Annotated in this window: 4 protein-coding genes; 1 reads left to right on the plus strand and 3 read right to left on the minus strand. The window is 70.9% G+C overall.

Annotated elements, in window-relative coordinates; genetic code table 11:
- The coding region (locus tag D7X12_RS28980) for an Ig-like domain-containing protein (RefSeq protein WP_167509051.1) at positions 1–2,868 on the minus strand (2,868 nt) is incomplete at its 3' end.
- A gap of 301 nt (positions 2,869–3,169) precedes the next feature.
- On the opposite strand from D7X12_RS28980, the gene D7X12_RS45620 reads away from it, so the two are divergent.
- Positions 3,170–4,339, plus strand: a complete 1,170-nt coding sequence (locus tag D7X12_RS45620; RefSeq protein WP_147443835.1) for a hypothetical protein — start codon at positions 3,170–3,172, stop codon at positions 4,337–4,339.
- Here the strand turns inward: D7X12_RS45620 and D7X12_RS45155 are convergent.
- Together D7X12_RS45155 and D7X12_RS28990 are read right to left on the minus strand one after the other, a co-directional pair.
- Positions 4,266–5,111, minus strand: coding sequence for a peptidylprolyl isomerase (locus D7X12_RS45155; RefSeq protein ID WP_120628502.1), 846 nt, complete (start codon positions 5,109–5,111; stop codon positions 4,266–4,268). The genes D7X12_RS45620 and D7X12_RS45155 overlap by 74 nt on opposite strands.
- Positions 5,108–15,484: an Ig-like domain-containing protein gene (locus D7X12_RS28990; RefSeq protein WP_208719352.1), complete on the minus strand. Its 10,377-nt coding sequence runs from the start codon at positions 15,482–15,484 to the stop codon at positions 5,108–5,110. The genes D7X12_RS45155 and D7X12_RS28990 overlap by 4 nt, the downstream gene beginning before the upstream one ends.
- Positions 15,485–15,513 lie beyond the last annotated feature (29 nt).

Genomic DNA, 15,513 nt, shown 5'->3' on the forward strand with positions numbered 1-15,513 from the left:
GCCGCCACCACCACCGCCCCCCGGCGTTCCGTCCGCCCGGGCCAGCGCGGCTTCCACTTCGAGCTGCTGCGCGGGGGTGATCTCCATGTAGCCGAAGAAGTCGAACGAGGCCGAGGCCACCGGCCCCTCCGACACCAACGACTTCTCATCCGCGCTCACGTGGGCGAAGCCCACGCGCTTGAGCGCCAGACGCCGCTCGTCGAATGCGATCAGCACCGCCATCCGCCCGGCCGGCAGCCGCGTCCGGTTGGGCAGGGTCAGCCGCGTCAACGGCTTGAGGAACTGCACGCGCGCGGGGCCCAGTTGCCACAGCGCCGCCACGGATGCCCGGTCCTCCATGGGCACCGGACGCCCGTGGGGCGGAAGCTCCGTCACCGTGAGGACGCCCTCCGTCGTGCCGTCCGCGAAGGCCAGTCCGCCGGGCGCCACGTCGAAGCGCAGCGCGTCCTGGGTGCCGTTGAAGGTCAACGCCCCGCCGGCCGCGCCGTTCACCGGCTGCGCCGACGCGCCGTCCACCGGGAACAACATCAGCGGCCGGTCCTGCGTCTCCTGCGCCTCCGTCACGAAGAGTTGACGGCGCACCGTGGGCAGCGACCTGCCGTCCGACGTGGCTCCCCCCTCGTAGCGCACCACCACCTGCTGGCCGCCGTGCACCCCCAGCAGCGCCCAGTTGCCATCCGGCCCCGTGCGCGTGGACCGTCCCGCCTGCCCCACCACCTCCACCCGCACGCCGGACAGCGGCAGCTGGCGTTCGTCCAGCACCACGCCGCGCACCACCGTCAGCGGACGGCGGACGGTGAACTCACTGGCGAACGTCGTGCCCTGATCCGGCCCTTGCGCGGCCTCCGCCCCCTGGACCCTGACGTAGATGCGCTCACCGGCCGGCAGGGCCTCGCGCGCGATGAACGTCACCGTCTGCCCACCGGGCGCCACCGAGTAGCCACCCTCCAGCTTCGCGCCCCGCGCCCGCACCTCGAAGTGGCTCGGCGCCGTCGCGGCATCCACCGGCTTGTTGAAGGACACGCTCACGAGCGCGTCCGTTTCCACACCCGTGCTGCCCGACGCAGGGGCCACGCCCGACACCGCCAGCGGCTCCTGCTCCACGTCGCGGTAGCGCACCGCGATGCTCGCGAAGCCCGACACGCCGTTGGCGTCCGTCGCCGTCACGTCGATGGTGTTCGCGCCCAGCGCGAGCGCCACCTTGGACTGGTACACCCCCGGAGAGACCTCCGTGGCCGGCATGGTGCCAATGGACACCGTCACCGGCGCCGCGCCCCCGCTCACCTGGACGCGCACGTCGATTTCGTCCGTCGCCGCCTCGGTGCCGTCCGCGGGAGCGAGCACGGTCACCTGCGGCGGCACGCTGATGATGTTCAGCACCTGGTTGCGCACGCGAACGTTGCCCGCCAGGTCCTCCGCCACCACCACGAGGGTGTTCGAGCCCGCCTGCAGCGTCACCGGCACCGCGAAGCTCCCGGCCACCACCGTCGCCGCCACGCCCCCCACCGTCACCCGCGCCAGGTGCGCGTCCCCAGCGGTGCCCTTCAACAGGAAGGGACTCTGCGTCACCGTGGCGGGATTCGTCGTGGGCTGCGTGAGGACGAGCGACGGCGCGGTCCTGTCCACCGACACGTCCCGAACCGCCGAGGCGACGCGGCCCAGGGCGTCCTTCACCACCAGGGTCAGCGTCTGGGGCCCTTCGAGCAGCGCGACCGACACGCTGAAGTGCCGCGACGCCACCGCCGCGGGCAAGCCGTTCACCGTCACCTGGAGCGGCAGCTCCCCGCCTTCCACCTGTCCCGTCACCGCGAAGCGCGCCCCTCCCAGCACCGCGCCATCGTCGGGCGAGTCCACGACCAACGTCGGCGCGGGCTGGGGCTCCGGCGCCCCCGCATCCAGCTCGAAGGCCGGGCCCGCATCCGTCCCCGACGCGGGGCCACCGTCCTGCGACGGCTGCGTCCCGCCGTCCTGCGACGGCTGCGTCCCCGCATCCGTCCCTCCGGGCAGCCGATGGAGCAGGAGCGCCTTCTCCGTGAAGGCGCCGTGCTTGTCCGTCGCCCGGACGACGACGCTCAGGTCACCGACCGGCACCGAGAGGACGTAGGCGAAGGTGCCGTCGGCGTGGACCACCGCCGTATTCCCATTCACCGTCACCCCGGGTGTATCCGTGGGGTCGGGCGACGACGCCTCGCCGCGCACCGTGACATTGCTCGCGGTGAAGACATAGCCCTCCGGCGGATCCGTCACGACGAGCGTGGGCAGCGCCGAGCTGCGCGTCACCTTGCGCGAGATGACCGTCGGGTTTCCCGCGGCGTCCGTCGCCACGATGACCAGGGTGTTGAGGCCGCTCACGAGCGGCGCTTGCGCGGAGAAGGCACCCTGCGCGTCGGGGGTCACCGGCGTGCCCGCCACCGTCAACGTCACCGGGGTCTCATCCGTCACCGTGCCGGTGATCGTCACCGTGGCCGAGTTCATGATCGCGTCGTCCGCCGGCGCATCCACCACCAGGTCGGGCGGGTGGCTGTCCCTGACGAGTTGCACCGCGAGCGTGCCAGTGCCGCCCAGCGCGTCGTAGGCCACCACCTGCAGGACGTTGCTGCCTTCGACCAGCGGGACCGTGGCGCGGTGGTTCCCATCCACGCCCAGGACCAGCGACCTCTCCCCCACCTTCACTTCCCCCACGGCGGCGTCGTCCGTCGCCCTGACCACCAGCTCGACCTCGGACTGGTTCGTCACGGAACCATTCGCGGGGGACACCAGCGCCAGGATGGGGGGGGCGTTGATGGTGAAGTAGAGGGTCTGGACGTTGTAGTTGTACGCGGCGTCTCGGGCCACGATGCGCAGCGTGTGGGGACCGGAAACGGACACCACCGAATCATTCTCGAAGGGCTTATTGTCGAGGGTGATGGTTAATGCTTCGGTGTAGGGGCTGGTGACCTCCACCCGGATGGTGACCGGGCCTGGCAACACCTGCTGATCCACGACGCCGGTGACCACCACGGTCGGAGGCGAGGTGCGCACCGCGAAGCGGAGCCGCTTCAGGGTGACCCGACCCTGGGCGTCCTCAGCGCGCACCAGGAGTTCGTAGTCGTTCTGGAGCAGGACGGACTGCCCGCTGACGAAGGGGGCCCCGTTCAGGCTCGCGGTGACGACGGGCGAGTCCCCACCCGTGACGGTCCAGGTCGGGATGACGGGCCCCTGGGTGACCAGCCCCTCGGTGACCCCGGTGATTTCGAGGACGGGGGACTGCGCGTCCAGCACGACGGGCCGGCACTCCCGGGCGATGTTGCCGCACGAGTCGTGGATCACCGTGGTGATGGCGTTGATGCCTTCGCTGAGCGCAACCTCGGAGCGGAAGCCATTCTGTCCGACGATCGCCGCCGTCTGTCCGTTGACGAAGACCTCCTTCGTGTCCGCCCCGAACCGTCCGGAGAAGACCACCGGCGACGTCGGGAAGTACGCGCCGGGCTCCGGCTCGCGCAGGGTCAGCGCCGGGGGCATTGAATCCGCGTCGAACACCGACGCGCGCGCGCTGGCCCCGTCGGCCCCCTGCACCGTCACCTTCAGGGTGTTGCTGGCCTGCAGGGGGACGGCCACGGTGAAGGTCCGGCGCTCGGCCTCCGGAACGGCCGCGAGCATGTCCACGCCGTTGAGCAGGACCTGCGCGGTGGTGCCTTCCCCGGACAGGTCCACCATCAGGATGCCCAGCGTCTCCGCGCTCTTCGGCGCGAAGGTGGCCTCCGCCGGTGGCGCGCTGCCCACCTGCGCCACCACGTTCGTCATCACGCACGGCAGGTTCGTCAGCGCCGCGACCGACGTGCGCACCTGGCCTCCGCCGGTGGCGGACACCGCCAGGAGGTTGGGCGCGTCCAGCACCACGCGGCGCACCGCGAGGGGCGTGCCCGGGGCGAGCGTCAGCACCGTGGCCCCATCCAGGGTGACCTCGGCCGACTGCACCGCGTTCTGGCCCCTGCCGTCGCCGTTCTGGACGACCAGCAGGGCCTGCTCCCCGACCGCACCGGGGATCTGCGCGCTGCCCTCGGCCCCGCCCGCGACCACCAGGGTGCCACCGCGCCACGAGGCGTTCGTCGTCACCGGCTCCACCGGCGCGCAGGCCTGGACGAGCCCCGGGGCCAGCGCGGCCCGCGAAGGCGACGTGTCCACGGGCTTCGGGGAGGCCTCCTGGACTTGCGGCTGCTTGCCGCATCCGACCACGACCGTCAGCGCCAGGGCCCCCCAGAGCCACGTGCTTCGCATCCCCCCGTTCATCGGGACTCCCCTTCGGACCGCACGGACGTCGTTTCAGCGGACAGCCGCTCTGGATGGCGCTTCACGGTGATGTCCTGTCGCAGCTCTTTCATCCGCGCTTCCACCGCCTCATGGCGGGCCTGCGCCGCGAGCACGCCGCGCACCTCTTCGAAGGAGGGCACCACCGTGCGCGGGGCTTCCAATGCCCGCGCCACATGCAGCCCGAACGCGGTCGCGAACGGCGCGGAGGGCGCCCCCGGCTTCAGCTCCGCCACAGCGGCGAAGAAGCGGGGATCCACCTGCCCTTCGCGAACCACCCCCAGGTCTCCCCCCCGGGAGCCTGTCGCAGGATCCTCCGAGGCCTCCTGCGCCACCACCGCGAAGTCCTCACCGCCGACCACGCGCGCATAGACCTTGTTGATGCGGGCCTGGGCCTCCACGCGTTCCCGCTCGGTCGCCTGGGGCTGCACATACACGACGATGTGGGCCACGTGCACCTCACGCTGCGTGAGGGCTTCCTTCTGCGACGTGTAGCGCTGCCGCAGGGCCTCCTCCGTCGAAGCCTTGACGCCCAACGCCTCCACGTACGCGTGGGCGAGCACCTCGCGCCGGGCCGCCTCCACGCGCGCCGCGAGCAGCGGCTCCTTGAGCAGGCCTTCGCGCCGCGCGGCCTCCGCCAGCAACGTCCGGTCCACCACCGCGTCCAGCGCGGTCTCCAGCGTTCCGCCCCCCTGCTGCTGCAACACCACCTCCGCGCGGGACACCGACGTGTCCCCGACCCGGGCCACCTCGTCCCGCGATCCGCACGCCACCGACCCGCAACCCGCCAGCACCAACGCTCCCCAGACCAGCCCCCGCTTCACTGTCCGCCTCCAGAGGACTGGCAGACGGCAGCGCCCGCGCAGTCACCATCACCGCAATCCTGTACCATCATGTCATTCCAGCGCTGGTCGTCCGCCGGGGCCCTCCGGCCCTCCCCGACCTCCACCGACGCCAGGGGCGCTCCGGAGCCTGGAGGAAGCGAAGCTTCCTCGGGAGGCTGGAGGCCCGGCACGGAAGTTCCGGCGTCCTTTCGCTCCGGGACCTGCCGAGGCTTGAGGGCCTTGGTGGACGGTCCTTCGCGCCCGACGGGCGATGCCGGGGACGCCGGAGCAACGCACCGGAACTCCGCGCCATCCGCCTGGCAGGACTCGTCTTCCTGACAGCGGAACCACGGCCGGGAGGGGTCGCAGCGCTCACCCGAGTAGAAGGTCCCGCTGACCCGAAGCGTCGTGTCCTGCGTCCCACTGACGAGGATGAAAACCGATTCTCCCGCGTACGCCCTCAGCGACAACCTGCTGGGGGTGCCTGCATCCGAGAGCCCCTGGAGTTCCGTGCCCCCCGGCAGGGATTCGCCTCCGGGCGTCCCCGCCACCCAGCTTCCGCCATCCAGCGTTCCCCCATCGGGCACTCCTCCCGAAGGGATGCCTCCATCCGGCAGTTCACGGGCAAACGTGCCCCCGTCCTGCATACCACCGGATGCGGAGGAGCAGAGCCGGGAGCTCCTATCACAAGCGTACGACCGCAAGGCCAATGAGGCGTGGAGCGCCTCGACATCGATGAAGGCTTGGCCTGGCAGGCGTAGACCAAACACACGGTCGGGATCAGGCGCTCCACAGCCAAGTTTCTCGTCGTGCGTCGCGCCTACCAGCATGACCGGGGTGGACTCGGTCGTGATGACCTGAGGCCCCGCGCAGCTCTCACCGTCGCCGCCTCCCTCGGTCTGTCCCCCAGCGGATCCGCACCCCGGATCCGCTGGCCAGTCCTCGCCGTGAAGGCCGTCGTCATCCAGGTTGTTGGCGCACTCCGGCGCAACGGGCAGATCCCTCTCGTCGTCATCCCCGCGTGAGGTGCAGCCCGGGTCCTTTGGGTAGTCCGTCAGTACGTCCCCATCCTCATTGTTCAGACCATCGCTGCATGCAGCCTCACGGCACCGCAGCTCGCCCCCCGTGGGCAGGCAATAGGAGCCGGATTCGCATTGGAGCCAGGACATGGTGGGGTCGCATCTGGAGCCAGGATTGAGGGTGCCTGTCATGACGAGTTCCGCATCCTCGGTGCCACTGACCAGGACGAAATAGGTGCCTTCGTCGAGATCCGCCCCCACCTCCCCCGAGCCATGCTCGGACCCGTCACAGCTCAATTCGGAGCTTTCTCGGCCACACAGCGAGCGCAGGGACACATGGGCAGAGGTCGCCTTGGCATGGACATATCCTGCACCTGGGAAATGGAAGCCGTAGACGCGATCAGGAGCCGCGGGCGAGCAAGTCAGAAGGAGGTCGCTGGATGCGTTCGCCAGCGGCACCGACGTCACGCGGGAAGTGATGGTTGCTGGCGCCACACAACTGTCTCCGTCCCCAGGCACCTCTTGTGCTCCGGCCGCGGAGCCACAGGCCGGGTCCTGGGGGAAGTCCTTGAGCAGGTCCAGGTCATCGTCGCCGCCATTCGAACAGGCGGGCAACGGATCCGGGTCCTCTTCCGAGGTGTCCTCGAGTGACGTACAGCCCGGGTCGAACGGATAGTCCACCCGTCCATCCGGCGTTTCTTCGTTGTCGACACCATCCGTGCACGCCGGCAACTGGCAGCGGTGCCCCCCCTGCGCATCCTCCGCACAGGTTCCCGCGGCACAGACGAAGTCCACGGACGCAGGATCGCACTTCGCCCCCTGTCCCAGCCGCGCGCTGATGAGCCGGAGGGTGGATGTGTCGGACCAGTTGGTACTCTCGACGAAGATGCGTGCACCCGCTGGAAGGGCCGTCAACGTCTTCAGCGGCTCACCCTCATAGACACACCGCGAGGAAGAATCACCGCACGCGTTCATGACGACCGCATGACCGTGAGCTTCGAAGGTCAGCCTTTCCACGGGCCCATCGAATGGCAGCGAAACCCATGTTCCATGGTTGCCTGTAGAGCAGTCCCAGGGAGCATCCGCTACGGCCGCAGAGGCTAGATAGGTCAGCGGGTCCTTGAGCGGAACGGGGAGCAGGCAGGACTCGCCCGAACCCGAAGGCAGCACGTCAAGGCTGCGTGAAACACTCGCACGCAGTCCCGAGTGATCCATCGCCTCCAGCGTGAGAACACGCGGTCCTCCCGCGGCCACAGTGAGCGGCACGTCGCTGATGGGCTCCGGATCGTCGAGATGCGTGTAAAGGCTCCCATCCAGGCTGAACTCGGCCCATGCCAGCGAGGGCAGCTCATCCGACACGCGGCCCCGGATGAAAAGGGTCCTCCCGGCGACCAGATAGCTCTGTTCCAGGGAGACGCGAGGCGGCAGGTTGGCGCCCACCGGATAGGTGGCCTCGACGCTGTCGCTCAATCCCAGGACATCCACCGCCATCGCGGACAGGACTGCCGCGGACGGAGGCACCGGAACGGTCATGCACAAGGACGAGCAGTCCACATTGATGCAGTCGTCCGCCTGCGCGATGACGGTGCCGTTCAAACGCAACTCCACGCTCGCGAGCCTGGAGCTGTCGTCCACCTCCATGCAGAACTCCTGCGAGTAGCCCTCGTGGAGGGGAGTCGACACCGCCTTCAGCTTCACCTCAGGCGGCAGGTTGGGCTGGACCTGCACCGTCACGGACCTTTGGGTCTGCCGCCCTCCCAGATCCAAGGCCACCACCGTGAGAGCCATCTGCCCGGGAGAGGCGGCCCCAGGCACCACGAGTTCTGCGTCCAGGCTCCAGTGCGTCGTGGTAGCCACTTGCAACCCGTTCGCCAACAGCGTCAGCGACGCGAGATCCCCATTGGGGTCGGTCGCCGACGTGGACACCGAGATGACATCTCCAGAACGGGCCGACGCAGGCGCGACGAGCGTCTGGACCACCGGAGGCTCCCCGTCATCCAGGACCGTGTATTCCCGCGGGGCCCCCAGGGAGCGCCCCTGCGGGTCCCTGACCCGAAGGGTCAGCGAGAGCTTCTGCCCGATGCGCTCCCTCGGGATGCGCAGGGCGAAGCTGACGTTCGTCGCGGCGGGGTTCTTCGTCAGGACCTCGCTCGTCGCCACCGCGACGCCGTCCACCAGCAACTCCAGGGTGTACGGGCCATGGCCCCAGCCGAAGTTGTCGCTCTGGAGGAGGTTCACGAACGGCAGGGCGCGGACCACGGACGGAAGACCGGTGGGCGCGGTCGTGAACATGGGCGTCGGCGTGAGGGTCACCGTGCTCTGCGCCGAGGCGGACCGGCCGGCCCCATCGAGGAGCTCCACGCGGAGCAGCTCCGTCACGGGGCTCTGCACCACGGGCATCCGTACGGTGAACGTCGCATTGGGATTCCCACCGGTCGTGAGGGCTTCATCCAGGTACCTGTCGCCCAGGAACAACCGCACCCGCCCAGGAGCGACGACGTCGTACGCGGTCACGTACACCTTGGCGACCTCTCCCGAGACGAAGGAGGTCCCCGTGGGGTAGGCGATCGCGAGGGTCGGTGCCGGCTGCGACGTCACCGGCACGGTGACACGGAGGCTCACGGGCTCGGAGAACGCGGACGTGCCATTGGCGGAGCGCACCCGCAACTGGAGCGACACCTCGGACCCCGCGCTGCTGCCGGCAGGCACCTGCAGCATCGCCTTCGAATCGACGTCATCCAGCACGCCCACCGGGCGTCCGTTCACCCACAGCTCGGTGTCGTTCAGCGCGAAGCCGGAGGCGGCCGCCATCACCAGGTATTCCGACCCGGCGACGACTTCGGTCCCGGGCAGGGGCAGTGCAATGCGCACCGACGGCGCGGCCCGCAGGGACTCGACCGGGAAGCGACGGACGCCCAGGAAGGCATCCGCGACCACCAGATCCGAACCGACCAGGATGGCATCCACCGCACGACCCGCCGGGACGCTGCCCACCAGCCGCGGGGCATCCGGGTCCTCCAGGTCGAAGAGTTGCACGCCCTGCGCCGCTTCGCTCACGACGGCCAGACGCCCGTGAAGCCGGATGCGGACCACGGCGCCCGCGGTGGGCACGGTGGCCCGCGGGACTCCGCCGTCGTCCGTCACCCGCCAGGTCGTCAGACCCGAGGTGTTTCCGGTCACCAGCAACGTGTCATCCAGGGCCACCGCCTGGACCGGAAGCTCCGCATGCGTCGCCCGTCGGCGCAGCGTGCCCGAGCCGTCCACCCCCACGAGCGTCCATCCCGCCGTGCCGAGAGCCACCGCCGCGTGCCGCTCCTCGCCCGACACGTCCAGCGCACTGGAGGACATGGCGAGCGAAGCAGGACTGCCGTCCGGCAACAGGGTCATGCTGGAAACCGTCTGGCCGTTGATTCCCCAGATCCGCCCGACGGCCGCGCTGAAGCGCGTGACCACACCCAGCGGGCCGAGGGCCGACTGACCCGTGACATCGAAGGTTCCGTTGCCCCGATCCACCCCGCGGCTGACCGACCCGTTGGACAGGAAGTACAGCTCCCCTCCCGCACGCTCCACCTGGGTCATTCCCGCCGACGCACTGCCCGGGAGGACCTCCAGCTCACCGGGCCTGGACAATCCCAGTTGCCGGATGCCCGCGGTTCCCGCCGCGACGAGGACGCCCTCGTGGAAGGCCGTCAGGCCGAGCGGCGGCGGCGCGGTGGCGTAGGTCGCGGAGGCCGTGGCACTCACCGATTCCTGCCCCAGGGGAAGCACGCGCAGCTCCACCCCCGCCGCGCTCGCCGCCAGCATCACGCCGCCGGAGACCGCCACGTCCCTGGCGTCCAGGGCCGAGGTGGCCAGGATGGCCAGCGACCTGGGCTCGCGCACGTCGATGATTCGCAGGAAGCCGTCGTCACACAGGACATAGGCCAGGCCCTGCGCCACTTGCATCGCGCGCGCCGGAGCCGCGAGCGGAACGGAGAAGTCGCCGCCCTCCCAGAACTCATCGACACGCAGCAGCCGGTCCGTCGCCGCCACGAGCCGGTTGCCATCCCGCTCGGCCGCGACCACCCGCTCTCCCGTCAGCAGCGTCATGTACGCGGTCGTAGGAGGCGTGCCCCCGGGCCAACGCCCGATCCGGAAGCCCATCCGGACCCCATTGCCACCGATGTTGTAGATGAACCCATCCACCTCCGCCGCGAGCAGGATGCTGCTGCCGAGCAAGTAGTAGACCGGTGTCGCCACCGGCCGCGCGGGGTCTTCAAGGTCGAGGGAGTACGGGAGATTCAAGGACTCCGGTCCCGCCGATGCATAGGCCCCGCCCGCGTACGTGACGACCTTGTCGAGGGAGAGGTTCACATGCCCCACGGTCCTCGGGGACGCAGGCGAGGCCACGTCCACGACGTCCAATCCCGTGGCCCCATAGGCCACGAGGACCCGGTCTCCCTGCACCGCGATCGACCGGGGCCGCACGGTGGACGTGAAGCGTCCCAGGTGCGTGAGCGAAGGTGTCGGCCCCCGCGTCAATTGCCCCACCTCGAAGCCCGTGGCCGTGCGGACGAAGACCCGGTCGCCGACCAGCTCGAGTTGCTCGGCGCCCGCGAAGCCCTGCGTGAAGACCTGTCCCGGCGGCGGCGAGAGGGACGTGACGACCCTCCACTCCTTCGCCGGCACCAGCGACGTGAGGCCCGCGCGGTCGGTGACCGTGACCGTCAACCTCAGGAGGGCACCGGGCAGCGTCTCGGACGGCACGACATAGCGGAGCACCCCGCTGCCCGAAGCCACCGGGAGACCGTCCAGCGACAGGACCTGCTGGATGCGCGACACGCCCCCCGCGTCCGTCGCCGTCACCCGCGTCAGCATCGGGCTGCCCGCGGCGATGCGCCCCGCCGTCGGCTCCACGGTGACCGTCACCACGGGAGGCGTGGCGTCATCCACCACGATGAGGTCCCTCGTCACGGGCGCGGATTCGCGTCCGGCGGCATCCACCGCGACCGCTTCGACCCGGACCGTCGTGCTTCCCGTCACCTGGGGCATCAGCAGCGACGCCACGTAGGGCGAGCCCACCACGCGCTGCTGCTCCACGAGCGGCTGTCCCACGATGCCGACCCGGAAGCGGACCTCCCGGACCGACGCGGGCGTCGTCGTGGCGAGCACGCCCACGCGCGTCCCCTCCAGGATGGAGCCCGCCGCCACGAGCTCCAGGGGCCCGAGGACCGGGGCCGACCCGGTATCGTTTCGCACCTGGAGCTGGACCGACTTCGGAGGACCGGACCGGCCCTGTGAATCCACCGCCACGGCCGTGACGGTGACCAGGTCGTCAGCCGAAACCTGCGGGGCGCGCAACGTCCCGGCCCAGGCGGGCGCGGTGAAGACCCCGGACGCTCCCCCGGCGACGGACACCTCCACGCGGGCCACCTGGTTCGGAGAGACCGCCACCGGGCGCACCGGGAATTCGGCGCCCTCCCACACCTCGGAGGGAACCTCCAGCGCCACGAGCGTCGGCCCGACACCCGCGTCCACCCGCGTCACCGTCCGCGAAGCCGTCCCCGTGTTGCCCGCGAGGTCCCGCACCCGCAGCGTCACCTGCACATCACCCGCCGCGACGGGCAGGTCCACCGACGTCGGCAGCGCGTTGTCGAGCGCCTCCACCACGTGCCCGTCGACCGCCAGCTCGGCGGTGAAGGCATTGAGCGGCTCCACCCCGTCGGACACCGTCGCCGTGAGCGCCAGTCGTGCCCCCGGTGCAGCGGTGTCAGGCAGGCTGAGCGTCACCTGCGGCGAGGCCGGACCGCGAGCCAGGACCAGCCGGGACAACAGGCTTCCCTTCGCCGCGAAGACGGTGTTGCCCGAAGTCACCAGATGTCCCTGCATCGCCGGATACCGTCCGGCCACCCGGGGCGCGGCCCGGGCATCCAGCACCGTCATTCCAGTGTCGGAGCCCGCCAGCAGCCAGGGTCCGAGCGCCGTCACGGACGCCGCCGGAATCCCCAGCGTCTTCTCCCCGGCCAGCGTCAGCGTGTCACCCGCGCGGGTGAAGCAGCGGACCGCCGTCCCCACCACGCAGGCCCGCTCGGCGCCCACGGCCGTGACGGCCCCCCCCGCGGTCTGCACCCAGGCCACCCGCTTCGGCGCGGGAGGCACCGTCAGGTCGACCCCGTGCAGGAAGCCGCCCGCCAGCGCGTAGAGCCAATCGCCGTGGAGGGACAGCGCCGTCACGTTCCCCAACGGCAGCCGCGCGCGCCACGCGCCCTCTGGATCCAACAACTCCAGTCCTTCGTCGGTCCCGACGGCGAAGCCGCCCCGGAACGCGCCCACGGAAGAGGGCTCGCGCCGAAGGGCCACACTGCCCACGGTCGACAGGTCCGTCGCCGACAGCAGCGCCAGGGTCCCCATTCCCGCCGAACGCAGCACGACCGCCACGCGGTCACCCCTGACGGCGAGGCCCAGGGGCTCGCCCTCCAGGCTCCGCTGCGACGCCAGCGCCCCATCCGCGCGAGCCCGGCGCTCCACCCGTGCGCCGCCGCCCGCGTCATTCCGGAGCACGAAGAGGAACTCGCCCTGGAGCGCCAGGGCGGTCGCCGCTTCGACACCGTCCAGCGTGGAGTGCATCGCCGGGCCCTGCGCGAAGACCGCCAGCGTGCCCGGGGCTTCAGCGCTCACCGTGCCCCCCAGCGACGAAGCCTGGGCCACGAACCGGACCGGGGCACCCTCCGGCCCCCACGGCAACACATCCCCTTCCGAACCGGTGGCGATGCCGCCATCCGCCACGAAGAGTTGCTGATGGACCGTGGCGCCCATGCTGGCGGTGGCCCGTGCTGAAGCCGAGGCCCCTCCGGCGAAGACGGGACCCTCCAGGTCGACCGGCAGCGCGACGGTCGGCGTCTGGGCGTTGCTGTTCGTCACCTTGATCTGCCGGATTGACGTGCTCTCGACTCCGGCTTCGTCCCGGACCACGGCCCTCACGGTCGCGACGCCACCTTCGACCCCCACGGCGGGGGCCGTGAAGGTGGCGTCCCAAAGCGAAGAGCCCACCAGCCTGGTGGCTACGACCTCCTGGCCCTCCAGCGCCAGACGCACTTCCTTGATCCCCGCGGGCGCGACCGCCTCGGCCCTGACAGACACCTGGGTTCCCTCGACGTAGCTCGACCCGGCCGACGGATAGGCGAAGGCGATCTGCGGCGAGGAGACCGGCTCCACCGTCACCGTCCGGGTCGCGGTCCCCTCGTTGCCTCGAGCATCCCGGGCGCGGGCCACCAACGTCACGGGGGTTGGCACCGTCACCGTGGGGGCGTTCCAGCGCATCCGCCACGTCGGTCCGCTCAGCGTCCCCAGGTCCTCGCCATCCTTCACGAAGCGGACGGACGTCACGGCATTCGTGTCCGTGGCGCTCACGCGCAACTCCATGGACGTGCCGGAGACCACGCGGGCGTCGGTGCTCGGCCACAGGAACGTCACCGCTGGCGCGGTGGTGTCCGGGGTCACCGTGAGCATCACGGGCGCGGTGCTGCCCAGAAGCTGGGCGTCGTCCAGGGCACGCGCCGTGAGCACATGCACCTCCGGCCCTGAAACCACCCTGGGCGCCTTCAGCGTGTAGGTCAGCGGCCCGGTGGGCGCCGTGACGAACTTCAGGGAGGCGTCGTCGAGCCGCAGCTCCAGGCTGCGCACCTGCGTGTTGTCCGTGGCGGACACGACGACATTGAGGGGCGCGCCCTCTTCCAGGGTGAGCGCCGCGACTCCGGGCTCCGTGAAGACGACCGTCGGCGGCAGGTCGTTCACCACCTGCACCGTCACCGGCGGCGTCTGTTCGGTGTTGCCGGCCGCATCCTGTGCCCAGGCCACCAGTTGCGACGAGGTGTCCACCTTCTCCGCGGGCCACGTGTAGGTGAAGCTGCCGTTGCTCCCCGTCAGGTCGACGCCGTCCAGGGACAGCTTGCGCGCGCTGACCGCGCCGGAGTCATCCGTCGCGCGGACCTCGAAGGTCCAGGGCGTCTGCGCGCTGAAGCGATCCCCCGCCACCACCGGGCGGGAGGAGCCCTTCACCACGATCTCCACCACGGGCTTCACGCCATCCACCGTGCGGAAGCTCGCCGTGCCGCCCTGCACGAGGGCGTTGCCCAGGAGGTCCGTGACCCCCGCCACGCTCAGCATGTACCGCGTCGTCTGCAGCAGCGGCTCGGACGGCACCAGCGTGAGGCCCCTGCCATCCGGATCCACCGTCACCGTCGCCGCGACCGCGAGCCCCGTGACCGTCCGCTGGAGCTTCGCCTGCGCGGCACTCGCCGGGGCGATGGCTTCGTCGAACCGGACCGTGAACTGCGACGCCACCGGCACGCTCTGCCCCCCCTGGGTCCCGGTCGGAGACCACGACACCACGGCGGGCGGACGCAGGTCCGCGCGACTCACCAGCGCGCCGAGCGACACCGCCGGGGTGCCGGGCTGTTCCAGCCGCAGGGCCACCGGCCCCGCGGGGCCCGCCGCGATCTCCACCGTCAGCGAGGTCCCCGTCAAAGCGAGGATCTTCACCGGGGTCGCGGCCTCGAAGACGGAGAGCCCGCGCGTGAAGCGCCCACCGCTGAAGGTGACCGTCCCACCCTCGAGCGACACCGTGGCGGGCATCACGCCGCTCACGAAGGGCTGCGCCACATAGGCGAACGCCCCGTCCCACCGCAGCCACTTCTGCGTCGTGGTCTCCAGCTCCACCGCCACCGGACCTGCCACGTCCGCGGCCGGCGTGACGACCCGCAACAAGACCGCGGAACGGTCCGCTCCGGGCACGACACCCTTGCCGCCGAAGTAGACCTTCGACACGGCCTCCAGATTCGAGCCCGTGAGCACGACCGACGTTCCGCCCGCCACGTCCCCGTGGTCGGGCGCGATGCCGGTCAGTGCTATCTCGGTGCCGTCCGCGCCCCCCACCACCGGGAAGCGCCAGGCGCCCCGCAAATGGCCTCCCACCACGCCCGAGGCCGCCAGGTGCGCCTCGGCGACGTACACCGCTCCCACCGTGAGCGACGGCTCGGGCGTGAAGCCCCGGAACCAGCCCGTGCCCACGACCGAGCCGGGCACCGCCGTTTCGCTTCCCACGGCCTTGACCACCAGGGTGCTCGCCGCGGCTGCCGTCGGCGGCATCACGGGCGACAGCGTCACCGACACCGTGCCCCCGGGAGGCAGTTCGCCACCGGGCAGCGGCACCGTGCCCACCGTCACCGGATAGGGCAGGTGGAATGTCTTCATCGAGGACGCGGTCGCCGCCACCGCGACCCCGCCCACCACCAGCGTGCGCGCGCCGGAGAGCCCGTTCACCGGGGCCCACGTGCGCTCCTGGAAGACGCCAGCGTCAGGCTGGGTGGTGTCCACCCAGGACAGCCGGGAGCGCCCGCCCACCC

This window comes from Corallococcus sicarius (genome assembly GCF_003611735.1).
GTDB lineage: Bacteria > Myxococcota > Myxococcia > Myxococcales > Myxococcaceae > Corallococcus > Corallococcus sicarius.